The sequence below is a fragment of the Streptomyces sp. NPDC001222 genome (assembly GCF_042896945.1).
Classification (GTDB): Bacteria; Actinomycetota; Actinomycetes; order Streptomycetales; family Streptomycetaceae; genus Streptomyces; species Streptomyces gibsoniae.
In genome coordinates, this window is sequence record NZ_JBIAXT010000034.1 from 27,288 (window position 1) to 51,563 (window position 24,276).

The following is a 24,276-nucleotide window of genomic DNA, read 5'->3' on the forward strand; positions in this document are numbered from 1 at the left end:
CCGAGCGGGTGAGGCGTGGGGCGTGAGGCCCTGAGGTGCCGGTGCCGGTGCCCGTGTGCCCCTGCCGGGCCGGGCTCCGACCCCATGGCACGGCGGCCGACTCCCTTGGCGCGGCGAGTCGGCCGCCGTATGGGTCCCTGCTCACCTGTGACGGGGCGGGGCGCTCCACCTGGATTCAGCATGCACGGAGTGCCGGCCGACGGCGACTCGGATGCCGCCGTCCCGGTGAGCGTCCGTCGGCCGCGGGTAGGGTCCGCGTCATGAAACGGAAGCAGACCGCGCCCGAGGTGCCGGTGCCGGCGGTGGAGTTCCTGGCCTCTCAGGAGATCACCCAGACGCAGTGCCGCAAGTGCGGCAGCGAGGTCGCCGGGGTGAACGGGCGATACGCCTGCGGGGTGTGCGGATGGGTCAACCACTGGAGCGAGGGACACAACGCCCTGCCGACCGCCGCGGACGACGACATCGAGGGGTAAAACGGGACAAGAGATGCGGAGCGGGCGGGCCGTCGGGGTGACCGAAGGCGAATGAGTGTTTCATTTTTAGGGGCCGCCGGGTTAGGGTCACGCTCTGCGAGATCTTGTACGGAGGTGCCCAAAATGGAGAACAGCGAGCCGGTACGCCGGGGGCGGCCGCCGGGCATCCGGACGGTCGAGGGCGGGCTGACCAATCGCCAGCAGGACATCGTCCGGTTCATCTCCGACAGCGTCCAGCGGCAGGGCTACCCGCCCTCGATGCGGGAGATCGGCCAGGCGGTGAACCTCGCGAGCACCTCCTCCGTCGCCCATCAGCTGATGGCGCTGGAACGCAAGGGGGTCCTGTATCGCGACCCGAACCGGCCGCGCGCCTATCGCGTACGTTCGTCCGGGGCCCCCGACCTGGACCGCAGCCCGTCCGCCGCGGTGGACGTGCCACTGATCGGCCGCATCGCCGCAGGCGCGCCCCTGCTCGCCCAGGAGATGGTCGAGGACGTCTACACGCTGCCGCGCCAGCTGGTCGGCGACGGCGACCTCTTCGCCCTGACCGTGTCCGGCGACAGCATGATCGAGGCGGCGATCTGTGACGGCGACATCGTCACCGTCCGCCGCCAGGACAGTGCCGACCACGGTGACATCGTGGCCGCCCTCCTGGAGGACGAGGCCACCGTCAAACAGCTGCGCCGGCAGGACGGTCAGGTGTGGCTCATGCCCCGCAACCGGGCGTACGAGCCGATCCCCGGCGACCAGGCGAAGATCCTCGGCAAGGTCGTGGGAGTCCTGCGCGCGCTCTGACCGGGTCCGGACCCGTCTCGCCTCGCAGCCGCGCCCAAGGGCAGGCCGCCAGGGCCTGAGGTGAAGGCGCCGTGGCCCTCCAGGGCCTGTCGTCAGACTCCCGCCTGCCCCGCGACGCCATGCACGCTCCCCCACGCTCGGCTTCGCTCGCGCGGGCGGTGCCCCCACCGCCGCACCGGGCTCGGACCCGAGTACGTCCGGTACGAGGGCTTCCGCCCGGCACTCCCCCGAGCTCTTCGAGCAGGGCGTACCCCCAGAGCACGCACCTGACGCCGCAGGGCCGCCCTTGGGGCGACGACGCGAGTTTGACGACAGGCCCCAGGGGTGTCTGATATTTCGCGCCGGATTTCAGCGCGCGGCGTCTGGCGCAGGGGGCACCTCCCAGCGGTAGCCGGGGGAGCATCGCAAGGCGGAGGATCATCCGCTGGCGCAGGGGGCACCTCCCGGCGGTAGCTGGGGGAGCATCGCAAGGCGGTGGATCATCCGCGTACCGGACGTACTCGGGTGATCCGGCAACGCGGCGAGGTGGCGTGCCTGAGGCACCTCCCAGCCGCCAGGCCGGGGGAGTCGCGCGCCCGGCGGGAATTGTCAGACACCCCTAAGCCGACACCCCCTGGCGCCAGGCGCAGCCCGAGGATCTCCCCCTGGATTCCTCGGGCTGCGCCTGGCCGGTGCGGGAGATCCGCGGTCGCCCCCGCGGTCCTCCCGATGTCGCCGACGGGCCTATCCTCACCGCCCCGGACTCCACGGGTCATTGACGGACAGCGCAGAAACAGTTGACCTTCCGTGCACCCCCGGAGGGGGAGTTCCGCACCGAAATCAGCCACCGGAGGCCCCGCTGCGGCCGTCGTACGGGCCGCCGCTGTCCTTGACGCATAAACCACCTTCCGGGACCGTTCACGGTGTACGACCATGCACAGGTGGCGGAATCGGCACCTCGCCGCCCTGCTGTGGCGACTGCCGAGAAGGGAGGGCCGAACGATGATCACGCTCTCCAGCCGGGACCTGCCGGCCGCCGACCGGTTCAGCTGGTTCTGCGATCTGGTGGCCCGCGACATGGCCCCGCACAACATCGTCACCGAACACGTCTCGGACTTCCCGGCCTCGGCGAGGCTGCTGTCGCTGGGCGACCGGGTCGGTGTCTCCAGCGTCGCCTTCCCCACCATGCAGTCGATCCGCACCCCACGCCTCATCCGGCGATCCGACCCGGAACTGTGGGTGCTGGCCCTGGTCGTCCGGGGCGCCATGCAACGGGAGCAGGGCGGCAATCACGTCAACCCGCGCCCGGGCGACCTGGCGCTCTACGACACCTCACGGCCGTACTGGGCGTCGGTCGCCACCGACGACGTGGCCCAGTGCATTGTGCTGCATCTGCCCCGGCGGGCGGTGCCCGTTCCGGAGCAGGCGCTGCGCCGGCTGGTGGCGACCGAACTGCCGTCCCGGACGGGCATCGGTGCCCTGCTGAGCGAGCTGCTCGCCGGCATCGTCAGGCAGGGACCGACGGTCGAGGCCGGTCAGATCCCCCGGCTGGCATCTGCCGTGGGCGACCTGACCACCGCGTTCCTGGCGAGCCTGTGCGACGCCGACGGGGCCGCGACCGCCGAGGCGCGGAAGGCGGCGCAACTGCACCAGATCAAGTCCTTCATCCGGGCCCGGCTCGGCGAGCCGGGCCTCACTCCCACAGCCGTCGCCGCCGCCCACCACATCTCGCTGCGCGCCTTGCAGTACCTGTTCCGGGAGGACGGCGGAACGGTCGGGGCGTTCATCCGTGAGCAACGCCTGGAGCGCTGCCGAGCCGACCTCATCGACCCGCTGCTGGCGGATCGGAGCGTCGCCGCGCTCGCGAGCCGCGCCGGCTTCTCCGATGCCGCCGCCTTCAGCCGGGTCTTCAAGGCGCACTACGGAATGCCGCCCGGCGAATACCGCCACAGCCACGGAGTGTCACAAAGACGGAACCGAGCCGGGCAGCCGGACGGAGAGCTCTGAGCTCCGAGGCCTGTAGGCCTGCCGGGACCGGTACCAGGCCGTCCGTTTGCCGTCGGTCCGCGAGGAGTTCGCCGGCGGCTGGACGGTGGCGATGCATACAGCGCCGGTCGTCATGCCGGGCGTTTCCGAAAGCGGTGTCCGCTGACAAACGGAATCCGGTGACGATGCGTTCCGCGGCGGCACAGCGAGCGGATTCTCGGCTTCCGTACCGGATCAGTGGTCCTGTGATGTGGGACGAGAGCTGTCCTCGCGCCTTGGCAACGATGTCGGCGGTAGGGCGGCGACGGAATCCGTCGTCCATCACGGGATTCCTTTCCGTACCCGGTCGTTGAATCGTTTCTCGGCATCGTTGTCTTTCGTCGGCAACGTGGCGCGGCTGCCGAATGGCGCGAACACAACCTTGTATTTGCGGGCCGGGGGCAACACTTTTGATTGCCGTCGACCGCCGGTCGGCGAACATCCGATGAGAGGGGATCCGAGATGAAGTCGACTGTCGCCATGGGCAAGAAGGCCGGGGTCAAGAAGATTGCCGTACGTCGCACCGGTGACGTGCGGCTGACGTCGGCCGCCTGTCAGTGCCCGTACAGCGCCGCCGCGTAACACGTTCGACGCTCCATGAGTTGCACCCGGGTGCGCCGGCCCACGGCGCACCCGGGTTGCCCGCGCCGGACGTAGGGGAGGGGTTGTGGCCGATGGCGGCCTGTTGTTGCACGAGTTGAGTTTCGTACCCGAAGGCGACGACGTCGTGGTCGGCCGTCTCGACACCGGCTCCTACGCGGTGTTCCCGGCCGACGGAGCGGAACTGCTGAAACGGCTCGCGCGGGGCATGCCGCTCAGTGCGGCCGCCGACTGGTACGAATCGGCTTTCGACGAGCCGGTCGATCTGGACGACTTCGTGGAGACGCTGCGGGAACTCGGCTTCGTCCGCGAGGGAGAGGGACAGCCGGAAGGTGCTCCCCCGCGGCCGGTGCGCCTGCGCCGGCTGGGCCGCGCCGCCTTCTCCCCGCCCGCGTGGGCGTGCTACCTGGCCGTGGTCGGCAGCTGGGCCTGGGCCGTGGCCCGCCATACGGACCTGGCCCCCCACCCGTCCCAGATCTTCTTCGTACGCTCCCTGCTCGTGGTCCAGTTGGTGATCACCTTCGGGCAGGTGCCACTTCTGCTGCTCCACGAGGGCTTCCACATCCTCGCCGGACGCCGCCTGGGGCTGCCCACCCGGCTGCGGCTGAGTAATCGCCTGACCTACATCGTGGCCGAGACGCAGATCAACGGGCTGCTCAGCGTTCCGCGCGCGAAACGCTATCTTCCGTTTCTCGCGGGCATCGTCTGCGACGGCGTGGTCCTGGGCGCGCTGGGACTCGTCGCCGACGCGACCCGGAACCCCGACGGTTCCTTCTCCCTCACTGCGCGCGTCTGTCTCGCTCTCGCGTTCACGGTGATGGTCCGCGTTCTCTGGCAGTTTCAGCTCTATTTGCGTACCGACCTGTACTATGTGGCGGCCACCGCATGGAACTGTTATGACCTGCACGACGCCGGAATGGTGCTCCTGAAGAACCGTATGTGGCGTCTGCTGGGGCGCTCGCACCGCGTCGTGGACGAGGAACAGTGGACACCGCGAGACCGGCGCGTCGGGAAATTCTACGGCCCTTTCATCGTGCTCGGATACGCCACGCTGGCCGGCATCACCGTTTTCGTCAGTGTCCCGGTGACGATCCAATATTTCAGCATTGCCCGGCAAGCCATCGCCTCCGGTCACGTCAATGCGGCCTTCTGGGACGCCGTGCTGTCCCTGTGCATGAACGCCGCTCAAGTGGCCGCACTCGTCGTGCTGTCCGGGAGAAAACGCCGGGAGAAAAAGCTCTCCACACCCCAGACATCCCCTTCGGCGGAGGTTGAACTCGCATGATGGGCCATCTCCGGATCGTGGGCGACCGGCGCGCAGACCGCCTCCGCCTCATCCGCACCCGTACCAGCAGGGCACTGGTGGTCCGCTGTCACCAGCGTCTCCGCGGCCCCTACACCGGCATCGACACCGTGCTGCGCTCCGTGCTCCCCGAGGCCGGACGGCGCTGGCCCGAGCTCGTCGAAGCCCACCGGGTGGAACTCCTTTACGGGATGCCGGAGTTGGCGCAGCTCATCGGTCCGCCCCCGCGGACGCTCGCCGACGAGGCCTCGTTCAAGGAACGCACCCGCTTCTTCGGCTCCGGAATGATCCGCTGTATGAGCCAGGGGATCGTCACCTTCCTCCTCGGCTACGCGGACCGGATCCACGCCGACACCGGCTCCGCCCTGGAGTTGGCCTTCGAGGAGGTCCACGCCGCGGAGGCGACCACCCAGGAACTGCTGGCCCTCCTGGTGCGCCGGGCCGATCCACGTCTGCTCCGGGTGGTGATCTCCACGACCGCCGAGGCGCTGCCCGACGAACTGGTGGCCGCGCTCGCCGCGACGGCCGGCACCCTTCACGCGCCCGCGGGCGACCCGACGCCGGAAACGCCCCGGAGCGCGCTCGAGTGGGCGGCCGTGTACGTCGACAGCGACGGCACCGACGACGACCCGCAAGCGCTGCGCGGCTACCGGGAGGCCGACCCGCAGGAGGTCGCCCGGCTGCACGACCGGCGCGCCGACAGCCTTGAGGGAACGGCGAGCTGGGGCGTACGGATGGGCGCGATCGCCTACCACCGCGAGCGTGGCAGCGACCCCGGGGGAGCGGGGCGGACCGCTCTGCTCGCGGCCCAGCGCCACGCGGTCGCCACCGGATTCTCCGCCGCCGTGGTGGACCTGGGTCTGCGCGGCCGAGGCGTGAGCGATCCCGGCAGCCATGAGCACGACCACTGGGAGTTCACCCGGGAGGCGGCGGCGGCGTGCATCCCGATCGGGCGGCTGGCCCAGTCCATGGAGCTGTACCAGGCCCTGCTGCGCCGCTTCACCAACCCCAAGATCCACATGATGACCAGCTACGCGATCGCCATGCTGCACACCCGCTTCCTGCGGCCACGCGACCATGAACTCGCGCTGCAGTGGCAGCACAACGCGGTCGCCATCGCGGGCATCCTGCCGGACCCGGCCGAACGCCTGACCTTCAGTGTCTTCCACGACAACGGCCTGGCCCTCATCGAGATGCACCGCGGCAACCGGGCCCGCGCCCTCGATCTCGTTCAGTCGTGCATCGCCCGGCTCGATAAGGAGATGGGCGACGACCAGTGGGTCCTGCACCGCTCCCAGCTGCTGTACAACCGGGCCCGTCTGCTGGTCGCGCTGGGACGGCCGGACGAGGCGTACGCCGACTACACCCGGCTCGTCGACCTGGACCCCTATTACACCGACTATCTCTCGGAACGGGCGCGGATCTCCCGTGACCGCGGTGACTTCGACGCGGCCCTCGCCGACTACGACCGGGCCGTGCAACTGGCGCCACCCTTTCCGGAGTTGTACTACAACCGCGGCACGGCCCGGATCCGGACCGGCGACCTGCGAGGTGCGCTCGACGACTTCGCCTACGTACTGGAGATGGAGCCCTCGGACCTCGACACCCGGATCGCCCGGGCGGAACTCCTACTGGAGACGGGCGACCTCGACGGCGCGGAGACCGACGCGGACGCCGGGCTGGCCCTCCACCCCGACGAGGTGCAACTGCTGTGTCTGAAGGGCACCGTGCTGCTCCAGCGCGAGGACTTCGACCAGGCGCTCATCGCGTTCGACGCCGCCCTGGAACGGGACCCGCGCTACCCTGCCGCACTGATCAACCGGGCCGTCGTGCACTTCCACCGGTCCCGGCACGGCAGGGCCGTCGCGGACCTGACGACCGCACTCGACATCGTCGGCAACGACCCGGACGTCCTCCTCAACCGGGGCATCGCCCATCTCGCCGACGGCCGGACGGACCTGGCGCGCGCGGACTTCGACCACGCACTCACGCTCCCCGACGCCGACATCCCCGAACTCCACCGCCACCGGGAGTTGTGCGACGCGTCGGCAGGGCCCCTCAAGTCGCAGCTCTAGGGCGTGAACGGAGCGTCGTCCGCCCGAAGGGCGGGGCCCGCGGCGTCCGGTGCGGCGCGTCGCAAGGCGGAGGGTCGTCCGCGTACTTGGGCGTACGCGGACGATCCCGACAACGCGGCGAGGTGCCGTACCAGACGCCGCGGGCCAGGCGGGAATTTCGAAACACGCCCAGGCGTGCGGGACGGCGGCGCGCCGAGTCCTGCCCGGCGTGGTCGGCCCGTACAGCCCGGCACGGCGGAAGCCGCGGGCACTGTCGCTTGTCGTGGAGCGACAGTGCCCGCGGCCGCATGAGTGCCGGCGGGGGTGAGCCGGTCAGATTCCCGCGGTGCCGCGGCGGCGGAGCATGAAGGCGCCCGCTCCGAGGCCGCCGAGGAGCAGGATCGATCCTGCGGCCAGGCCGCTGGTGCTGGTGGACTGGGCGAGGAAGCCGCCGCCGGCGTGGACGCCGCCGCGGGGCGCCTGGCGGGCGTCCTCGTGGGGGCGGGCGCCGTGGCCCTCGTTGCCGGAGGCGTTGTCCTCGCCGGCACCGGCGGTGTCGCCGCCGGCCTGCGCGTCCTGGTCGGTTGCGCCGTCCTGGGCGTCGGCCTGGGGGCCGCCCTGGGCGTCCTCCTGGCCCTCGTCCTGGCCTTCCTCGCGGGCTTCGTGGCGGCCCTCGTGGTGGTCGCCGTGGTGGTCCCTGGTCAGGGCGAGGAAGCCGCCGCCGGCGTGGACGCCGCCGCGAGGTGCCTGGTGGGCCTGCTGCCCGGCTTCCGGCCGGCCTTCCTCGTGGTGGCGGCCGCCGTGCTCGCCGTGCTCGCCGTGCTCGCTGTGCTCGCCGTGCTCGGAGTCGCCGTCCTCGGCGCCGCCCAGGGCCGGGGCGTCGCTGTCGGCCTCGGGTCCGCCCTGCGACTCGTCCTGGGCGTCCTCGCCCTCTTCGTGGTGCCTGCCGTGCTGGTGGTCGCCGTCGGGGTCGTGCTCGTGGGTGGCGTAGGAGGTACCGCCGTCCGCGACCCGATGCCCGGCCAGCGACACGGCGTGCGCGGCGGGAGCGGAAAACGCGACGGCCGCGGCAACTGCCGCGGAGGCGAACATGGTCCGGGTCACTCGCATGAGGTCGTCCTTTCGCCGCCGCCGCGAAGGCCGGCACCACGCCGGCACAGCGGGACCGCAGCAGCAACGTGATTACCCTCAACCCGACCCCCGCCCCGCAGGCCTGCACGACACGGCAAGGGAGCGAGACCGTACTCCCTCCGAGTGCCTCCAGACTGAAAAGTAACCCGATCGGCCTCACCCCGATCGCCACGCCGAATCACCATGTCGGCGGGCTCTCGGGGGTGCTCTCCGGTGGCATCGGCACCACCCGTCGATCGTCGGGGCACGGTGCTGGGCCCGCGCGCCCCGACGATCGGTCAGGTCCGATCTCTTCACGTGGCCGGCCCGGACGGGCGGGCACGTCATCGGGCAGGGCCGCTGCCGAGTCCGGTGCCCGGGGCGATGACGACCTTGCCGACGACCTGCCCGGATTCGGCGTACCGGAGTGCCTCGGCGGCCTGCTCCAGCGGATAGACCCGGTCGATCCGCGCGGTGATGGCTCCGCTGTGCAGGAGTGAGAAGACCTGGGCCAGGTCGTCGCGCAGCTGAGTGCGGTAGTGCTGGGGACGCCGGCTCTTGCCCGCCCACAGGTTGAAGAAGTGGGCGCCGCGACGGTTGGGCAGAAGGTTCCACAGCGCGAGCTGGGCGACGAGCTTGAGGACGGTGACGGTGCCGTTGCCGGCCTGGTCGCGGGTCGAGGCGCTGCCGTAGGACACGAGCGTGCCGCCGGGGGCGAGCATGCGCCAGGAGTCCTTGATGCCCTCACCACCGACGTGGTCGAAGACGGCGGCCACGCCGTCGGGGGCCAGTTCGCGGACCCGGGCGGGGATGTCGCCGCGGTAGTCCACGGGGACGGCGCCCAGGGCGCGGACGGCTTCCTGGTTACGGGCCGAGGCGGTGCCGATCACATGGATGCCGCCCGCGCGGGCCAGCTGCACCAGGACGCTGCCCACGCCGCCGTTGGCGCCGTGGACGACGACGGTGTCGCCGCGCTTCACCTTCGCGGTGCGGTGCAGCATGCGCCAGGCGGTGGCGCCGTTGGTGACCAGGGTCTCCGCGTCGGCGGCGGCCACACCGTCGGGGACGGGCACGAGGTCGGCGGCGTCGAGCAGTACATGGTCCGCCCAGCCGCCGGTCTTCGTCAGCGCGGCGACCCGCTGCCCGACCGCCGGCCGGGGCTCGCCCGGAACCGGAGCGCCCAGCGCCGCCACGACGCCGACGAGGTCGTAGCCCGGCACGAAGGGGAAGGCGGGCATGTCGTAGTACTTGCCGCGCCGCATCTGCTGTTCGGCGAAGGTGACACCACTGGCCTCCACGCGGACCACCGCCTGACCGGGCCCCGGCTCGGGCAGCTGCCGCACGCGTACCTGGAGGGACTCGGGCTCGCCGATGGAGGGAAGGACCATCTCGGTGGTCTGCATGGCTGGGCTCCTAGGTGGAATGGGCTGAGTGTCCGAGAGGGTGAGTGATTGGTCGCTCACTCGCCACGGCGGCCTTCTTGGTATGGCGTTCCGTGTATGAGTAATTAACCACTCACACCTTGGGGCTGTCAACCGCCGCCGCCCCGGGAATGCGGCCCAGGCGGGCCGCCGCTCCGTCAAGGTCCCCATCAGGTGCCCGACGACCTGTTCGCCACGGTCCGCCACGAGCAGGAGTCTGCTGGGGTCGTCCATGGCGGCGGCGAAGCGTGCGGGCCCGAAGTCGCGCGGCCGGCCCACGTGGATGCTCGGATCCCTGGTGTCCGCGTCCTCGGCGAACAGGGCGTTGCTGCACGCGACCAGCCCCTCCAGATCGGTCTGCCGGGCGCGGCGGACGACGGTTTCAAGGTGCTGGTCGCTCACCCGGAGTTGATCACTCATGCCAAGTGACGCAAGCTCAACCCACTGACAACCGAGCCGAGTTCACCTCGCTGAGCCCGTCGCCCGCAGTGCGGGTGCTGTCGGCCCGGTCCGGCGGCTCAGCCGGACGCGTTCTCGGTGCGCAGCCGTACCAGGTCCTCCAGGCGCCGGAGACTGCTGTCGAGCGCTTCGGTCACCGGCCGCTCGCCGGGGTCATGGCGATCGTCGAAGAACGACAGGTGCACGGTCACCTCGCTCGCCCCGCTGCCGATGCCGGCGACCTGGAGCCACCCGGAGTAGGAGCCCTCGTCACGGGTGCCCCACTCGATCCGCATCTGCTCCGGGCGGGGGCTGAGCAGCGCCGACATGTCCTGCTCGGTGTGATCGTCGTGCACGGTGACGGCAGGCGGGGTCTCGGGGTGCACGTGCAGTGCGCTCGGCAGCCAGCCGTTCAGCTGGTCGACGCTGGCGGCCTGGTCGAAGACGTGCTCGGGCAGCGCCGCCATGGTGCGCGAACGTTCGTACTCGGTCATCGGGTCCCTCCTCGCCTCGGCGGTGTACACGTGGCGTACACAGGGACGGGTGCCCGTTTTGCGGCCTTCGAAGTTCGGGCGAGGGGTCGTCGAGCGGCCGAGGCCCCGCGGCCGCCCCGCGGGGCTCGTGCCGCCGGTCGAGCCGTGCTCAGTGCACGGGGAAGCCGAAGGAGTACCCCTGCTGCTTCAGCCACGGCAGGACCTCGCGCAGGGCGGCCACGGTCTGGGAGCGGTCCCCGCCCGCGTCGTGGAAGAGGACGGTCGGGCCGTTGGCGATCTCGCGCTGGACGGTGGTGACGACGGCGTCCGTGCCGGGGCGCTCGAAGTCCTTGGAGTCGACGTTCCAGCCCAGCGGGCGCATTCCGTGGGAGGCGGCGAGCTGACGGCTGTACGGGGTGAACGCCCCGCCCGGGGCCCGGTAGTACATCGGCCGCACGCCCCCGGACGCCTTGGTGATCATGCGTTCGGCGTTGAGGATCTCCTGCGCCTGGTAGGCCTCGGGCTTCTTGTCCATGGTGGTGTCGTGCGACACCGTGTGGTCGCACAGCCGGTGCCCGGCGGCCACGACCGCCTTGACGAGGTCCGGGTGGGCCTGGGCCTGCGTTCCCACCATGCAGAACGTGGCCTTCACGCCGTTGTCCCGCAGTACCTGCAGCACCTGAGGCGTCCAGACGGGGTCCGGTCCGTCATCGATGGTGATGTTGACGCCTCGGGCACCGTGGTCCGAGGCGTGGGCTATGACCGCGGAGACCGGCGCACCCGCTCGGCTCTGGGAGTGGGTGCCGGGAGCGGAGGAGGAGGGGACCGAGGCGCTCCCGTGGGTCCCTGGACGCTCGACGGGCCCGGCCTGCGCGGTCCACACCGACGTTGCGGCGGCCACCGCCGTCACCCCGACCGCCGCCGCGAGCATCCGGCCGTACCATCCCTGTCCTCCGCGCCTCACCATGTCAGTCCCGTTCCTTGCCGTCTCCGTGGGTTGCGTGCACCCGTCAGGACGGAGCAGGACGGCCGGGGGATCCGTCCGTTACGGATCACGGACAATTCCGCGGGGATTCAGGGACAGGCAAAGGGTGAAACAGGGACACATCGGGCGCATCGGTCCAGGCGGCGAGCGCGCGAAGTCACCGCCGTTCAGAGGCTGATCGCGTACGCCTTGCGGAGCGTCTCGTGCACCGTCCAGGTCGTACGGTCGCCCTCGCGCAGCACCGCCATGTCGCCCGGCCCGACGTGGAGCGTGGGGCCGGCCTCGACATCGATCGTCGCGGAACCGCTGATCACCACGAACAGTTCGTTCACCTCGGTGTCGGTCACGACGCCGGGTGTGATCTGCCAGATGCCCCGCACCTGTCGGCCGTCCTCCGACTCCCAGATCACCTTGCCGGTCACCTCCGGCGTACCGGACACGATCTGCGCCGGCTCGAGCGGCTCCGGTTCGAGGTCTGCGTCGGGGATGTGCACTACGAAGCTTTGGGTCATGGCGCGACCCTAGCGGGGCCCTGCACGGCTCATCCGCCGACACTGTGTCGCCTGTCGGCCCCGATCGGCGGACACATCGCCTGCCATCTGAACCCGTGGTCGGGTTTGCGTTCCAGCGGGGCAACTGGCCTGGTGGCACGGGGAGAAGAGGTCCGCTCCAGGGCGGGCGCGGGGCTCAGCAAATGATCCACAAAGGATCGTTGGTGATCTCTTGTCCGTCCCCTTCCCGGTCGCGGCCCGTCCACACCGTACGGTTGCCGAGGCGGGTGTCGGTTCCCGTCGATCGGCCTTCTACCAAGTGGGGGAGTGGATGACACCCAGGCGCCGGGCCCTGCTGGCCGCCCTGGCGGGAAGCGCGCTCGCGGGCTGCTCGGGCCCGAGCAAGAGCACATCCGGGGCCACGAGTCCCGCGTCCGGCTCACCCACCACCCCCACCGCGCCCGCCACGGGCACCCCCTCCTCCCGCCCGTCGGCGACGGCACCCGCGGTCACCCGCGCGGAGATCGTCGCCCGATACGGCCACGCCGTACCCCACACCTGGGGCTTCGAGGCGCCCGGAGTGGTGCACGCGCTCCCCACCGGCAAACGCGCCATCGCGCTGACCTTCGACGCCTGCGGCGGACCCGGCGGCAGCGGCTACGACCGGGCACTGATCGACTTCCTCCGCGAGCGGAAGGTACCGGCCACCCTCTTTCTCAACTCCCGCTGGATCGACGCCAACCCGTCGGTCTTCCACCAGCTGGCGGCCGACCCGCTGTTCGAGATCGCCAACCACGGCACCCGGCACCGCCCGCTGTCGGTGACCGGTCGCTCCGCCTACGGCATCCCCGGCACGCGCAACGCCGCCGAGGTGTACGACGAGATCGCGGGAAACCAGGCCAGGCTGACCGGGCTGCTGGGCGCTCCGCCGCGCTTCTTCCGGTCCGGCACCGCGTACTGCGACGACGTCGCGGCACGGATCGTGACCGACTTCGAAGAGCGCTTCGTCAGCTTTTCCGTCAACGGTGACGGGGGCGCCACCTTCACCCCGGAACAGGTCCACACCACCGTCGGGGCCGCTCACGACGGATCCATCGTCCTGTGCCATATGAACCACCCGAAGGGCGGCACCGCCCGGGGGATCGCCGCCGCCGTCCCCCACCTGCTGGCCACCGGCCACACCTTCGTCCGCCTCTCGGACGCGTTGGCCTGACGTCCGCCGTGAGTCAGACGGCGGACTCCGCCGTGCGTGCCACGTCGACCGTGACCGGCCGAGGCCTGCCCGGTCGACGTCGCACGTTCCACGTCATCCTTCGAGTGCCAGGTACAGACGCGTGCCCCGAGGCCGGAAGCCGACGCGTTCGTAGACCCGGCGCGATCCCTCGCCCGAGTATTCCAGCCACACCGATCGCGCTCCTCGGGCGAACACGGCCTCGCTCAGCGCGGCCGTGACCGAGGCGGCGATGCCCCGCCCGCGGTAGGCAGGGCGGGTCCCCACGCCCGCCAGCTCCGAGGTGCCGACCGCCGGAGCCGAGCAGGAGGCCGCTCCGGCGCATCCGCCGTCGGGAGCCCGGACGAACCGGACGGCCCCGCCGTTGTCCTGGGTGCGCCGCAGCCGGGCCGCTCCCTCCGGGGACGAGGCGAAGACACCCGCGAACGCCTCGGAGAGCGCGGCGTCGATCGCCGCGTAGTCCTCGTCGGTGTGCGGGGTCTCCACGCCAGGGGTGGCCGCCGACCGTTCGCCGAGGGGCGGCGACATCAGGGTGGTGGGAGTGCAGGCCATGTACTCGTGCACCGCCTCCGTGGCGAACCCCGCGTTGCGCAGCGCCGGTTCCACCGCAGGTGCGGCGTCCGGGGCGAACTCCAACCGGGGCTTGAGGCCGCGTTCGCGGAACGCCGCGATCAGCGCGGTCACATCGCCGCCGGTCGGCCGGGCGCCGGGCACAGGGGTCGCGTAGTTGAGGTAGGGGCTGGTTGTCGCGGGATCGAATCCGGCGACGAATCCGCCGATCTCGACCGCCAGGGGGCGGCGGCGCAGATTGGCGACGGCAAAGCTCTGGACGTCGGTGTCCACGGTGATGACCTCACGTAGATGGCAGGCGAAACGCGTTCCCACCGCATGAGCGGATCGGGATCTCGCGCGGGCTGTCGGCCGGGCCGCAGCCGGGAACCACCTCTGCGGAGAGAGGCGAGGGCGGTGCGAGGGCACCGCTTCGTGGGGCCGCCGTGAGGAGATGCGAGCGGCACCTGAGTTCGCTGCCTCGGGGCAGACGGCTCAGTGCCGACGGCGGCCGCTGGGGGACGCCGGGATCAATGGCTTCAGTCCTTCGCCGACTTCGTGCGCACCTGTTGAGAACCCGTGAACCGTCCCACACGGCACGGGCGGAGAGCAACCTCGAAACCCACGGCGATGGTCGACGGCGCTGACAACAGAGCCCTCGGCATCCTCGGGGTCCTGGCGGCGGAAAAGGGATTGCCCGCAGGCGCCGTTGTCGGATAGCTCTGATCCCTGGATCCGCGGCGCCGTGGCCGCAGGACCAGGACGACGAGAGGAGGGGCAAGCTGATGACCGCCCAGATCACCGCGCTTGCCTCCGCCCGGGGCGCGCACCGCGTCTGACCCCGGAGCGGACGGGCGCCCTTCACCGGAGAGTGTCTCGACCGTGGAACTCAACACCCTGACCACGCGTCCGATCACCGGACGCGAAGAACTCGACCTCTTCTCTCAACTGCCGTACTTCCTCAACGAGGAACTGGCGGACGACCTCGTCCAGGGCCGGCGCCGGCCGGGCTGGATGTGGTTGGCCCTGCACGGTGACCGGCTGCTCGCCAGGGTGGCCTGGTGGAGCCGGCCGGGAGACGCCACGCCGGTCCTCCTGGACATCCTGGATGTCGACGACGGCCTCCCCGCCGCCGACCGGGTGGAGATCGGTGTGCGGCTCCTGCGCACCGCCATGTCCGCCACCCTCCCGAGCGGATCACCGACGCCCGAGTACGGCCGCGCGACCCCGCCCGACTGGCGCGACAGGGATGACACAAGACGCGTCGTCCAGGACCGTATGACCGTCCTGGAGCGCACCGGCGCCACACTGTTCGTCGAGCGGCTCCGCCTCGAATGGCGTCCGGGAACCCCGATTCCCGAGCCCAGCGGACGTCTGGCCTTCCGGAGTCCTCGTGACGGTGCCGAACTCCAGGACCTCATGACCCGGGTCCTGGACGGCACCCTGGACGCACACAGCCGTCACGACCTGACCGAGATGTCTCCCCGCGCAGCGGCCACCCGGCACTACGAGGAAGAACTCGCGCGCTACACCAGCCCCAGGCACTGGTGGCGCATCGCGGTGCTGCCCGACGGGGAACCGGTGGGCTTCGTCGTCCCGGCGCACAACGGGTACAACCCGATCATCGCCTACCTCGCCGTGCTCCCCGAGCACCGCGGCAACGGCCACATCGACGACATCCTCGCCGAGGGCACCCGCATCCTCGCCCGGCAGGGCGTCCCCCGTGTCCGAGCGGCCACGGACCTCGGCAACGTACCGATGGCCGACGCGTTCCGGCGGGCCGGATACGTCAACTTCGGACGGGAGATCAACATGACCTGGACGTGAGGGGTGACGGCCGAAGGGTTCCCCGGCGACTGCGCAGGCGGCGAAGCGGCTGTCGTGCTCAACGGGGCTGCGGTGAAGGCCCGTTGGAGTGCCTGGTGCTCGACGCTACGGGGGAGCGAATGTACGTACTGTCCCTGGCGGCTCTGCTCGAAGAAGCCGCGGCCGACGTCCGGAAGACCAGACCGGGAACATCCGGGCCCTGAACGAGCGGGACCGGCTGCACGAGGCGGGAGGCCGAAGGGGTCAGCGCCTCGCGGGAAGCGCCGACGGCCCTCACGGCCCAGACACCGACGGGCCCTCACGGCAGAGACAGACGACAGCGGCCGGCACGACAGCGGACCGGGGCGAGACTCGCGGCCTTCAGCGGACGGCCGGTGGCGTCGCCTGGGGCGTCAGACCGGCGGTCCGCATCACCAGGTCGATCGTGTCGGACAAGCCGCTGGCGGCGGGGACCACGGCTTCGACAGCGCCGGGCGGCAGATCCAACGGCCGGTACCACGAGCGCAGTTGACCCTCGCCGACCTCGTGGGCGATCGGCTTCGTGGCATGCCGGAGCAGGGTCTCCTCGAAGGGGACGTCCAGGTAGAAGCAGTGGGTACGGCCGGGATGGTCGGCCAGCAGCCCGGCGAGCATCACGCCGTAGTGGGCGACGTACAGCATGCCTTCAAGGACGGTGTGGAAGCCGTGCTCCAGGGCGTGGCGGACCGTCAGGTCGATGAGGCCGATGTTCGCTCCGCCGGGGACGTCGCGTTCACGCAGCACGTCGCGGCGCAGGGTGTCCTGGCTGACCAGCGCGATGCCGCGCCCGTATCGCGCTCGCAGACCGGCGGCCACCGAACTCTTGCCGGACGCGCTGTTGCCCCGAAGGATCACGAGCTGTGTGGGAGGGGAGTTGGTCGTCATCCCGTACACGCTAGGGGCTTTCGCCGTCGAGCCGTCGTACCGGACCTGGGCCGGATGTCGGGGCGGCCCGCCCGCTCGTACTCTGCGCCGGTCGCCCTTACCTGAGAGGTCATCGACCCGGGCACGACCGCGTGCCACGATCGTCGGCGTACGGAGACCGACCAAACGACCGGGAGGACATCATGTCTGCCTACGCCATCGCGCACCTTCGGGAGGCCGCCCCGCACCCCGAGATCGCCGAGTACATCGAGCGCATCACCGCCACCTTCGAGCCGTACGGCGGCCGTTTCCTCGTCCATGGGACGGAGCACGAGGTGAAGGAGGGCAGCTGGCCCGGGCATGTCGTGGTGATCGGCTTCCCGGGAATCGCCGAGGCGCGAGCCTGGTGGGGCTCCCCGGCGTACCAGGAGATCGCCCCCCTGCGCTCACGGCACATCGGGGGCGACATCGTCCTGGTCGGCGGTGTTCCGGAGGGGTACGACCCGGCCGTCACCGCGAAGTCCGTACGGGAGGCCGTGCCCGCCGAGCGGTGATCTCGACGGGCTTCCGGGTCACCGGTACCGCGTCACGCGCGAGTGCCGCCCGCGTAGTCGCTGTTGAACGTGGTCTCGACGGTGGTGGCCACGGCCTCGGCCACCCCGGTGCCCGTGAGAATGAGGCCCAACTCCCGGTTGCTGCTCAGCGAGTTGCTGCTGATGTTCATGGAACCCGCCTCCACCTGCTGGGTGGAGAGACCGTAGTCCGCGACCATCGCCTTGGCGTGGATGTAGAAGCCGTTGGGGTCGGAGTACCCCGCTACGGTGCCGCCCGCCGCCTTGATCGCGGAGACCTCGCTGGAGTAACTGGACGGGGACTCCAGGACCACCCGTACGGCCACGCCCGCCTTCGCCCGCGCCACGATGGCGTTGACGACGGTGCTGTCGCTGAGTTCCAGCTCCTCCACGTCGAGCTTCTTGGTGGCGCCGTTGATCACGGACAGCAGGCGGCTGCGGGAGTCGGTGGGGGACCAGAGCAGATGGTCGCCGTCGGTCGGGGTGACGGAGGTGCCGGCGTAGTCCGCGTTGAAGACCTTCTCGATCGAGGCGACGTCCCGGCTGTCGTCGTCGAACACCCCGTAGTCACGGCTGGTCGTGTAGTACTGGGAGGTGAGGTTGCCGGTCAGGATCAGGGACTTGGCGTGGTCCACCGTGATGGTCTTCTGGTGGGTGTAGACGAACGCGGACGGCGACCACACCACTCCCACGCCTGCGTTCTTGAGGGAGTTGTACGCCGAGCCGTTGGCGCTCTGGTGCTGGCGGTCCAGGACGACCCGTACGGTGACGCCCTTGTTCTTCAGGGCTATGAGGTCGTTGACGGCCGTGGTGTCCTCGAGCTCGTACATCGTCATGTCGAGCGAGCTGGTGGCCGAGTTGATGAAGTCGTAGACGGTGGGCTGGCTCCCGCTCTGCGAGAACGCGAAGGCGGAGTACTCGGCGGCGTTCGCGGGGACGGCGGTGGCGAGTGCGACGGCACCGGCCGCCAGGGCGACGCCTGCACGTCCCAGAACCTTCGACAGCATGCGTGACTCCTCGTCATGGGGACGCTCACCGGGGAGGGGGTGGTGAGCGCGTGCATGACACCACGCGCGTAGACCTGTGAGGAAGGGCGATGCGGTGAACGCGGCATGACCGATGAACCGGAGGAGCGGGCATAGCGGACGTCGCGCAGATGGGAGGCGGTTCGAGTGATTCCCCAGAACCGGCAAAGGCTTCGTATCCGCCGCTCTGGGAGCTGTCCGCCCCGCCGTGGAGCTCACGGCCGTCGAGGGCCTTGTCCTACGCGGGCGGCTCGGTGAACCGGGCAGTGCCGGGAGGCACTTGGCGCGGTACGGTGTCGGCCGTCAGGCCGAGTTCCGGCTGCGCAGCAGGGCGTCGAGGGAATCCACGATCCAGGACCAGGACTCCTGCGGGTCGACGGCGGTGTGGCTGAAGCCTCCGCTCAGCTCCAGGCTGACGTAGCCGTGAAAGACGCTGCCGAGCATCCGGACCGCGTGCGTCTGGTCCGGCTCCGTCAGGTCGTAGCCCCGGAGGATCGCCCGCGTCATCTGCGCATGCCTGACGCCGGCGCTGGCGGCCGCCGTCTCGGGGTCGAGACTGAAGCGGGCGGCGTCGTAGCGGCCCGGGTGCTGCCGGGCGTAGTCGCGGTAGGCGTCGGCGAACGCCGCGAGTGCGTCCTTGCCGGCACGTCCGGCGAGGGCGTCGGCGACTCGGTCGGCGAGTTCCTCCAGCGCGAGCAGGGCGATCCTGGTCTTGAGGTCGTGAGAGCTCTTCACGTGGGAGTACAGGCTCGCGACCTTGACATCGAATCGGCGGGCGAGCGCCGAGACGGTCACCTGGTCGAAGCCGACCTCGTCGGCCAGCTCTGCCCCGGCCCGAGTCAGACGTTCGGTGGTCAGCCCTGCTCGAACCATGGCTCTCCTCCTGTTCGCGGCACTCATTATGCATTTACCTAAAATCTTTAGGCAAATGAGGAGGAAGGGCCGAGGCCGGGCTCAGCCCAGTCCGCCCGTCGCCCGCAGGTTCTGACCGGTGATCCAGCGGCCGTCCGGGCCGACGAGAAATGCGACGACATCGGCCACGTCGGACGGCTGTCCCAGTCGGCCGAGAGGGGTCATGTCGACGACCGTCTGAAGGGCCTGCGGAGGATTCGTTCCATGCAGCAGCTCGGTGTCGGTCGCCCCGGGCGAGACGGTGTTGACCGTGATGCCGCGTGGCCCGAGCTCCCGGGCGGCGACCGCGGTGAGCTGCTCGATCGCGCCCTTGCTGGCCGCGTACGGCGCGATGCCCGCGGCGGGGCGCACGGTGTTCAGGGAGGAGATGTTCACGATCCGGCCGTTGTCCCGCATCACTCTGGCGGCATGACGCATCGTCAGGAACACCGATCTCGCGTTGACCGTCATCACACTGTCGAACACCTCCGCGTCGGTGTGGGCGAGCGGGGCAGGGGTGAACGGCATCGCCGCGTTGTTCACCAGGATGTCCAGGCCGCCGAGATGTGCCTGGGCGGCTTGCATGAGCTGATCGGGCCCGTCCGGCTCCCTCAGATCGACGCGCAGCGCCCGCACCTTGCCGCCGGCCGTCTCTACGACGCGGACGACCTCGGCCGCGGCTTCATCGCTGGTGGCGTAGTTGAAGACCACGTCCGCTCCGTCGCGGCACAGACGCTCGACGATCGCCCGGCCGATACCCCGGGATCCACCCGTGACCACGGCAGTCGTACCTTTCAGCACAGTCCCTCCTCGTCGACGAGAAGTTGATCTGGGACATCCGAACGTACTGACGCCGATGCTCTTGCACGGCATGTTTCGCCGAACGCGATACGGACGATCAACCGGACGGCCGCGACGTGTGTTCGGGCGCTGCGGAGCCGTGGGGCTTCACGACGTGTGTTCGGCGGCTGCGGAGGTCGCGTGGAGTTCGGAACACAGCACGTCGAACGCCTGGAGTGCCGCCGAGGCGACCGCGTCGCGGGCGTGCTCGGGCGACTCGGCGGACATGATGCGTCGTCGGAGCTCACGCACGGCTGCCCGGTGCGTTCCGGCGACGGCGCCCGCCATGAGCGCGGGCAACGCCGGGTCGGCGGCCCCGGCGTGCCGGCGCTGCCCGGCGGATGTTCCGCCAGGGCGGCCGTCAAGGCGGCCTCGGCATGTTCGCCGATCTCGCGTTCCCGTGCGCGCAGCGCGGGGCTGTCATGAATGACCTGCCAGAACCTGAGTGCGCCGGGGTGGAGTCCGAGCATGGGTTCGTTCCGTCGCAGGGCGGCGAGAAGGTCGTCGCGAACGGCCTCCACCGGGCAGCTGCCGGGGGGCGGTCGCGTACCACAGCGGTGAGATGTCCCTCCACCTCTTCCACCGCTTCGGCCTCCTGCGTGACGACTACAGCCCCAAGGCGGCGTTCGAGACGTACCGCCGGCTCATCGATGAACTGGGCAACCCGCCGACCGAGGCTTGAAGGTGACTCCTTCGGCCCCTGTCATCCGCCGATACGCTGCACGTTGTGATCAACTCGCTTGAGGGCCTTGATGACATGGGCGTCGCGATAGCCGCCGCATGCGCCGGGGCCGATGTGGTGCGCGGCATGTACGGTCGTCGGCTGACTCGCATCGACAAGGGCGCCGGGGACTTCGCCACCGCCGCCGACGTGGAGGCCGAGCGGCAGATCCTCGACGTCATCCGTGCCGCTCGGCCCGATGACGGGGTGCTCGGGGAGGAGAGCGGCCGGCAGGGCGCCTCCGACGCCGTACGCCAGTGGATGGTGGATCCCCTGTGCGGCACGCTGAACTACGGCGTGGGCAGCATGCTGGTGGCCGTCAACGTGGCGCTGCGCGACGGGGCGGCGGCGGTGGCCGACCCGTTCAGTGGCGACGTCTTCTGCACCGACGGTGCGACGGCCTGGGGACGGCAGGACGGGGCCGATGTCCGGCTGGCCCCCACCCCCGCCACCCGGTTGGTGGACGTCAACCTGGATCCGCCCTTCCCGAACGCTCCCGGATTCCGGGCCGTGGACCTGCTGGCCCACCGCGCGTTCGTGGACCGGTTCCGGCCACGAGTCGTCTCCACCACACTGGCGTTGGCGTGGGTGGCGGCGGGCAAGCGCGCCGCGTACGTCACCGACGGCGGCGACCTCAGTGCGAGCGTGCACTTCGCCGCGGGCATCGCGCTGTGCAGGGCCGCCGGCTGTACGGTGACGGGGATCGACGGCGCTCCGCTCGGACCGGAGGGCCGCGGACTGGTCGCGGCCGCCGACGCCGAGACCCACGGACAGCTGATGTCGATGATCCACAGCCAGGAGCAGCAGCTTTAGGGCGTTTTCGAATGTCCCGTCTGGCCCGCGACTCCCCCAGCCTGGCGGCTGGGAGGTGCCCCCAGGTACGGCACCTCGCCGCGTTGTCGGGGTCGTGCGCGTACGCCCAGTACGCGGACGACCCTCCGCCTTGCGATGCGCCGCACCGGACGCCGCGGGCCCCGCCCTTCGGGCGGACGACGCTGCTTTCGAAACACGCCCTGGTTGTCCTCGTACCAGACGCCGCCGATCGGGCCGCGCCCGTCACCAAGGCCGGCCGATGAGCACGAGTGGGACTTGGGGCCGGACGGCGCGCACGGCCTCAGCGCGCAGGAACGGGACGCGATCCGATTCGGGGTGGCACAGGGCATCACCGGCCGTGCCGGGAACGCTCCGAGAGGGTGGCGGCGGTGGGCGGAGGAGGCGCTCCACCCACCGCGGCCGTGGCGGGAGCTGCTGCTCCTGGTCCTCCTGCACACCACCCTGACCGTCGTCTGGCTGGGCGGCTATGCGCTTCTGCTGTCCAAGGCCCGGCGCGTCCTCGAAGGCCCGCGCACCCGCCGTGCGTTCGAGCGCACGACGGGCGTCGTACTGATCGGCTTCGGCCTCGCGCTCGTGACCGCCGGTGGCAGCCCCTGACGGACCTCGCTCGAATTCGGCGTGCCCGCGGACATCGTCCGGACTTTTCGATGACCATCACTCATCAGCACTCCGGAAGGCCCCCATGCTCCCTGAGACCCCCTCGACGCCAGCGGTGCCCGACCCCCTGGACACGGACCCCGCCCGCCTGCTGGCCAGACTGATCTCCATCGACTCGGTGAACCCGGACCTCGTTCCCGGCGGGGCGGGCGAGTCCCACATCGCCGACTTCTGCGGCGCATGGCTGGGCGCCCGCGGCTTCGAGGTCCACCGCCTGGAGAAGCGCCCCGGCCGGCCCTCGCTCGTCGCGATCGCCCGCGGCACCGGTGGCGGCCGGTCCCTCATGATCAACGGCCATCTCGACACGGTCGGCCTCCTGGGCTACGACGGCGATCCGCTCGACCCACAGATCCGTGACGGCAGGATGTACGGCCGCGGCACCTTCGACATGAAGGGCGGTATCGCGGCCATGATGGCCGCAGCCGCCCGCGCCACCGCCCGCACATCCCTGCGCGGCGATGTCATCCTCGCCTGTGTCGCCGACGAGGAACACGCAAGCGCGGGCACCGAGGAAGTGCTGGAGCGCTTCACGGCCGACGCGGCGATCGTCACCGAGCCGAGCCATCTCGAAGTCACCCTCGCCCACAAGGGCTTCGCCTGGTTCGACGTGGAGATCGAAGGGCGTGCGGCGCACGGCTCGCGCCCCGAACTCGGCATCGACGCCATCACCAGAGCGGGACACTTCCTCGTCGCTCTGGAAGCACTGGGACAGCGCCTCGCGCAGGGCCCGGCGCACCCCCGCCTGGGCACCGGCACCGTACACGCCTCCCTCATCCACGGCGGCGAGGAACCCTCCACCTACCCGGCGCACTGCCGTATCACCCTGGAGCGTCGCACCGTTCCCGGCGAGAGCGCGGACAGTGTCGAGCGGGAGCTGACCCTCGTACTCGACCGTCTTGCCGAGACGCTTCCCGACTTCCGGTACCGGCTCACCCGGGGCCTGCACCGCGACCCCTTCGAAGCCGACCCGGAGGCACTCGTCGTCCGCACCCTCACCCGCCGTGCCGAGCAGGTCCTGGGCCGCTCGCCCACGGTGCGCGCCGAGCCCTTCTGGACCGACTGCGCTCTCCTGGACCGGGCCGGCATCCCCTGTCTGCTCTTCGGCGTCGACGGCGCGGGCGCGCATGCGGCGACCGAGTATGTCGACCTCGGCTCCCTGGACCGCCTCACCGCGATTCTCACCGCCACCGTCGCCGACTTCTGTTCCTGAACCCGCGGCCGGTACGGATCCTTGGTTCCGGATGCGATCAGCGCTGTGGCGGGGTGCGATGGACGTGTGCCGCACGACGGGAGACCGGGAAGCACTCATGCCCGAACTGCCGGATGTCGAAGGATTCCGCGAGGTGCTCATGGCCTGCGGCCGGCGCCGGTGCATCACGGACGTCGAGGTGCGGGACGCCGGGGTTCTGCGGGGTGTCACCGTGCGACGGCTGCGGAGGGAACTGAAGGGCAGGCGTCTCGGGGAGGCGTGGCGCCACGGAAAGTGGTTGTTCGTGCCGACGGACGGCGGCCTCACCCTGGTCTGCCACTTCGGTATGACAGGAGCACTGCTGTGCTGTGCCCCGGACGACCCGATCGCCCCGCACGACCGCATCGTGCTGACACTCGACCACACTCGTCATCTGCGCTACCGCGATCAACGCAAGCTGCAGGGCGTGCAGTTGGCCGATGACGCCGAGGTCGCACGGATCACCGGCCGACTGGGCCCCGACGCCTCGACCGTGAGCGGACCGGAGTTCCGGGAACTGCTGTCGGGGCGTCGAGGTGCCGTGAAGAGCGCCCTGATGGACCAGTCCGTGATCGCGGGTCTCGGGAATCTCCTGTGCGACGAGATCCTCTGGCGGGCTCACGTCCACCCGCGGACTCCGGCGCGGAACCTGAGCGAGACGGCGCTGCGGCGTATCCATACGAGGATGGGCCGCGTCCTGGAGACGTCCGTGCGTGCCGGGTGCGTGCCACCGCGACGCTCCTGGCTCACCGGGCGCAGGGACGACAGCGACCCGCTGTGTCCCCGGTGCCGTCGGTCCCTGTGCTCCAGCCGGATGGGCGGACGCCGTACGGTCTGGTGCCCCGATTGCCAGACCTGAACGACCGGGCGTC

24 protein-coding genes are annotated in these 24,276 nt (G+C 70.6%); 13 read left to right on the top strand and 11 right to left on the bottom strand.

Annotated elements, in window-relative coordinates:
• The first annotated feature begins 260 nt into the window (after positions 1–260).
• The 5 genes from ACFY2Z_RS33390 (at position 261) to ACFY2Z_RS33410 (ending at position 7,250) form a co-directional block, all read left to right on the top strand.
• A complete protein-coding gene (locus ACFY2Z_RS33390) occupies positions 261–473 on the top strand; it encodes a hypothetical protein (protein WP_390747794.1) in 213 nt (70 codons plus the stop codon).
• 123 nt (positions 474–596) lie between these two features.
• Entirely contained in the window at positions 597–1,268 is a 672-nt protein-coding gene (gene lexA, locus ACFY2Z_RS33395) for a transcriptional repressor LexA (RefSeq protein WP_390747795.1), read from the top strand.
• Positions 1,269–2,249: 981 nt separating this feature from the next.
• Positions 2,250–3,254, top strand: a complete 1,005-nt coding sequence (locus ACFY2Z_RS33400; RefSeq protein ID WP_390747796.1) for a helix-turn-helix domain-containing protein — start codon at positions 2,250–2,252, stop codon at positions 3,252–3,254.
• 685 nt (positions 3,255–3,939) lie between these two features.
• On the top strand, positions 3,940–5,157 hold the full coding sequence (locus tag ACFY2Z_RS33405) for a hypothetical protein (protein WP_390747797.1): 1,218 nt from the start codon (positions 3,940–3,942) through the stop codon (positions 5,155–5,157).
• Positions 5,154–7,250 carry a tetratricopeptide repeat protein gene (locus ACFY2Z_RS33410; protein ID WP_390747798.1) on the top strand — a complete coding sequence of 699 codons (2,097 nt, stop codon included), beginning with the start codon at positions 5,154–5,156 and terminating at the stop codon, positions 7,248–7,250. Before ACFY2Z_RS33405 ends, ACFY2Z_RS33410 begins: the two co-directional genes overlap by 4 nt.
• 312 nt (positions 7,251–7,562) lie before the next feature.
• On the opposite strand, the gene ACFY2Z_RS33415 is transcribed toward ACFY2Z_RS33410, so the two are convergent.
• Positions 7,563–8,339 (bottom strand): hypothetical protein, encoded by a 777-nt coding sequence (locus ACFY2Z_RS33415; RefSeq protein WP_390747799.1) that lies wholly within the window; start codon positions 8,337–8,339, stop codon positions 7,563–7,565.
• A gap of 344 nt (positions 8,340–8,683) precedes the next feature.
• The gene (locus ACFY2Z_RS33420) at positions 8,684–9,742 is read right to left on the bottom strand and encodes a medium chain dehydrogenase/reductase family protein (protein ID WP_390747800.1); all 1,059 of its coding nucleotides are present in this window, start codon (positions 9,740–9,742) and stop codon (positions 8,684–8,686) included.
• 192 nt (positions 9,743–9,934) lie between these two features.
• Here ACFY2Z_RS33420 and ACFY2Z_RS33425 point away from each other — a divergent pair, with 192 nt between their 5' ends.
• A complete protein-coding gene (locus ACFY2Z_RS33425) occupies positions 9,935–10,189 on the top strand; it encodes a hypothetical protein (RefSeq protein WP_390747801.1) in 255 nt (84 codons plus the stop codon).
• 89 nt (positions 10,190–10,278) lie between these two features.
• On the opposite strand, the gene ACFY2Z_RS33430 is transcribed toward ACFY2Z_RS33425, so the two are convergent.
• From ACFY2Z_RS33430 to ACFY2Z_RS33440, 3 genes are all read right to left on the bottom strand, one after another.
• On the bottom strand, positions 10,279–10,692 hold the full coding sequence (locus ACFY2Z_RS33430; RefSeq protein WP_390747802.1) for an SRPBCC family protein: 414 nt from the start codon (positions 10,690–10,692) through the stop codon (positions 10,279–10,281).
• Positions 10,693–10,840: 148 nt separating this feature from the next.
• A complete protein-coding gene (locus ACFY2Z_RS33435; RefSeq protein ID WP_390747803.1) occupies positions 10,841–11,638 on the bottom strand; it encodes a polysaccharide deacetylase family protein in 798 nt (265 codons plus the stop codon).
• Positions 11,639–11,823: 185 nt separating this feature from the next.
• Complete coding sequence (locus ACFY2Z_RS33440; RefSeq protein WP_390747804.1) at positions 11,824–12,168, bottom strand: cupin domain-containing protein; 345 nt, start codon at positions 12,166–12,168, stop codon at positions 11,824–11,826.
• A 310-nt stretch (positions 12,169–12,478) separates the two neighbouring features.
• Here ACFY2Z_RS33440 and ACFY2Z_RS33445 point away from each other — a divergent pair, with 310 nt between their 5' ends.
• Entirely contained in the window at positions 12,479–13,360 is an 882-nt protein-coding gene (locus tag ACFY2Z_RS33445) for a polysaccharide deacetylase family protein (RefSeq protein ID WP_390747805.1), read from the top strand.
• A gap of 93 nt (positions 13,361–13,453) precedes the next feature.
• Here the strand turns inward: ACFY2Z_RS33445 and ACFY2Z_RS33450 are convergent, their stop codons facing one another.
• A complete protein-coding gene (locus ACFY2Z_RS33450; RefSeq protein ID WP_390747842.1) occupies positions 13,454–14,221 on the bottom strand; it encodes a GNAT family N-acetyltransferase in 768 nt (255 codons plus the stop codon).
• A 588-nt stretch (positions 14,222–14,809) separates the two neighbouring features.
• Between ACFY2Z_RS33450 and ACFY2Z_RS33455 the strand changes: the two genes are divergently transcribed.
• Entirely contained in the window at positions 14,810–15,754 is a 945-nt protein-coding gene (locus tag ACFY2Z_RS33455; protein WP_390747806.1) for a GNAT family N-acetyltransferase, read from the top strand.
• Positions 15,755–16,114: 360 nt separating this feature from the next.
• Here ACFY2Z_RS33455 and ACFY2Z_RS33460 read toward each other — a convergent pair whose 3' ends face one another.
• On the bottom strand, positions 16,115–16,657 hold the full coding sequence (locus ACFY2Z_RS33460; RefSeq protein WP_390747807.1) for an AAA family ATPase: 543 nt from the start codon (positions 16,655–16,657) through the stop codon (positions 16,115–16,117).
• A 182-nt stretch (positions 16,658–16,839) separates the two neighbouring features.
• Here ACFY2Z_RS33460 and ACFY2Z_RS33465 point away from each other — a divergent pair, with 182 nt between their 5' ends.
• On the top strand, positions 16,840–17,190 hold the full coding sequence (locus ACFY2Z_RS33465) for a DUF1330 domain-containing protein (RefSeq protein WP_390747808.1): 351 nt from the start codon (positions 16,840–16,842) through the stop codon (positions 17,188–17,190).
• A gap of 32 nt (positions 17,191–17,222) precedes the next feature.
• Here ACFY2Z_RS33465 and ACFY2Z_RS33470 read toward each other — a convergent pair whose 3' ends face one another.
• The 4 genes from ACFY2Z_RS33470 to ACFY2Z_RS33485 all read right to left on the bottom strand — a co-directional run bounded on the left by ACFY2Z_RS33470 (position 17,223) and on the right by ACFY2Z_RS33485 (position 20,216).
• Positions 17,223–18,215 carry a phospholipase D-like domain-containing protein gene (locus ACFY2Z_RS33470; RefSeq protein ID WP_390747809.1) on the bottom strand — a complete coding sequence of 331 codons (993 nt, stop codon included), beginning with the start codon at positions 18,213–18,215 and terminating at the stop codon, positions 17,223–17,225.
• A gap of 321 nt (positions 18,216–18,536) precedes the next feature.
• Entirely contained in the window at positions 18,537–19,106 is a 570-nt protein-coding gene (locus ACFY2Z_RS33475; protein WP_390747810.1) for a TetR/AcrR family transcriptional regulator, read from the bottom strand.
• Between the two features lie 81 nt (positions 19,107–19,187).
• The gene (locus ACFY2Z_RS33480) at positions 19,188–19,925 is read right to left on the bottom strand and encodes a glucose 1-dehydrogenase (RefSeq protein WP_390747811.1); all 738 of its coding nucleotides are present in this window, start codon (positions 19,923–19,925) and stop codon (positions 19,188–19,190) included.
• A 147-nt stretch (positions 19,926–20,072) separates the two neighbouring features.
• Positions 20,073–20,216: a hypothetical protein gene (locus ACFY2Z_RS33485; protein WP_390747812.1), complete on the bottom strand. Its 144-nt coding sequence runs from the start codon at positions 20,214–20,216 to the stop codon at positions 20,073–20,075.
• A gap of 475 nt (positions 20,217–20,691) precedes the next feature.
• Here ACFY2Z_RS33485 and ACFY2Z_RS33490 point away from each other — a divergent pair, with 475 nt between their 5' ends.
• The 4 genes from ACFY2Z_RS33490 (at position 20,692) to ACFY2Z_RS33505 (ending at position 24,263) form a co-directional block, all read left to right on the top strand.
• Positions 20,692–21,498, top strand: coding sequence for an inositol monophosphatase family protein (locus ACFY2Z_RS33490; protein WP_390747813.1), 807 nt, complete (start codon positions 20,692–20,694; stop codon positions 21,496–21,498).
• Positions 21,499–21,774: 276 nt separating this feature from the next.
• Entirely contained in the window at positions 21,775–22,116 is a 342-nt protein-coding gene (locus ACFY2Z_RS33495; RefSeq protein ID WP_390747845.1) for a LysE family transporter, read from the top strand.
• A gap of 85 nt (positions 22,117–22,201) precedes the next feature.
• A complete protein-coding gene (locus ACFY2Z_RS33500; protein WP_390747814.1) occupies positions 22,202–23,386 on the top strand; it encodes an ArgE/DapE family deacylase in 1,185 nt (394 codons plus the stop codon).
• Between the two features lie 97 nt (positions 23,387–23,483).
• Positions 23,484–24,263 (top strand): Fpg/Nei family DNA glycosylase, encoded by a 780-nt coding sequence (locus ACFY2Z_RS33505; protein WP_390747815.1) that lies wholly within the window; start codon positions 23,484–23,486, stop codon positions 24,261–24,263.
• Positions 24,264–24,276 lie beyond the last annotated feature (13 nt).

Bases quoted from the DNA above. Each gene is read 5' to 3' on its own strand.
- ACFY2Z_RS33390 (WP_390747794.1), top strand. From the start codon at position 261: ATGAAACGGAAGCAGACCGCGCCCGAGGTGCCGGTGCCGGCGGTGGAG.
- lexA (WP_390747795.1), top strand. From the start codon at position 597: ATGGAGAACAGCGAGCCGGTACGCCGGGGGCGGCCGCCGGGCATCCGG.
- ACFY2Z_RS33400 (WP_390747796.1), top strand. From the start codon at position 2,250: ATGATCACGCTCTCCAGCCGGGACCTGCCGGCCGCCGACCGGTTCAGC.
- ACFY2Z_RS33410 (WP_390747798.1), top strand. From the start codon at position 5,154: ATGATGGGCCATCTCCGGATCGTGGGCGACCGGCGCGCAGACCGCCTC.
- ACFY2Z_RS33415 (WP_390747799.1), bottom strand. From the start codon at position 8,339: ATGCGAGTGACCCGGACCATGTTCGCCTCCGCGGCAGTTGCCGCGGCC.
- ACFY2Z_RS33420 (WP_390747800.1), bottom strand. From the start codon at position 9,742: ATGCAGACCACCGAGATGGTCCTTCCCTCCATCGGCGAGCCCGAGTCC.
- ACFY2Z_RS33430 (WP_390747802.1), bottom strand. From the start codon at position 10,692: ATGACCGAGTACGAACGTTCGCGCACCATGGCGGCGCTGCCCGAGCAC.
- ACFY2Z_RS33435 (WP_390747803.1), bottom strand. From the start codon at position 11,638: ATGGTGAGGCGCGGAGGACAGGGATGGTACGGCCGGATGCTCGCGGCG.
- ACFY2Z_RS33440 (WP_390747804.1), bottom strand. From the start codon at position 12,168: ATGACCCAAAGCTTCGTAGTGCACATCCCCGACGCAGACCTCGAACCG.
- ACFY2Z_RS33445 (WP_390747805.1), top strand. From the start codon at position 12,479: ATGACACCCAGGCGCCGGGCCCTGCTGGCCGCCCTGGCGGGAAGCGCG.
- ACFY2Z_RS33460 (WP_390747807.1), bottom strand. From the start codon at position 16,657: ATGACGACCAACTCCCCTCCCACACAGCTCGTGATCCTTCGGGGCAAC.
- ACFY2Z_RS33465 (WP_390747808.1), top strand. From the start codon at position 16,840: ATGTCTGCCTACGCCATCGCGCACCTTCGGGAGGCCGCCCCGCACCCC.
- ACFY2Z_RS33470 (WP_390747809.1), bottom strand. From the start codon at position 18,215: ATGCTGTCGAAGGTTCTGGGACGTGCAGGCGTCGCCCTGGCGGCCGGT.
- ACFY2Z_RS33475 (WP_390747810.1), bottom strand. From the start codon at position 19,106: ATGGTTCGAGCAGGGCTGACCACCGAACGTCTGACTCGGGCCGGGGCA.
- ACFY2Z_RS33500 (WP_390747814.1), top strand. From the start codon at position 22,202: ATGCTCCCTGAGACCCCCTCGACGCCAGCGGTGCCCGACCCCCTGGAC.
- ACFY2Z_RS33505 (WP_390747815.1), top strand. From the start codon at position 23,484: ATGCCCGAACTGCCGGATGTCGAAGGATTCCGCGAGGTGCTCATGGCC.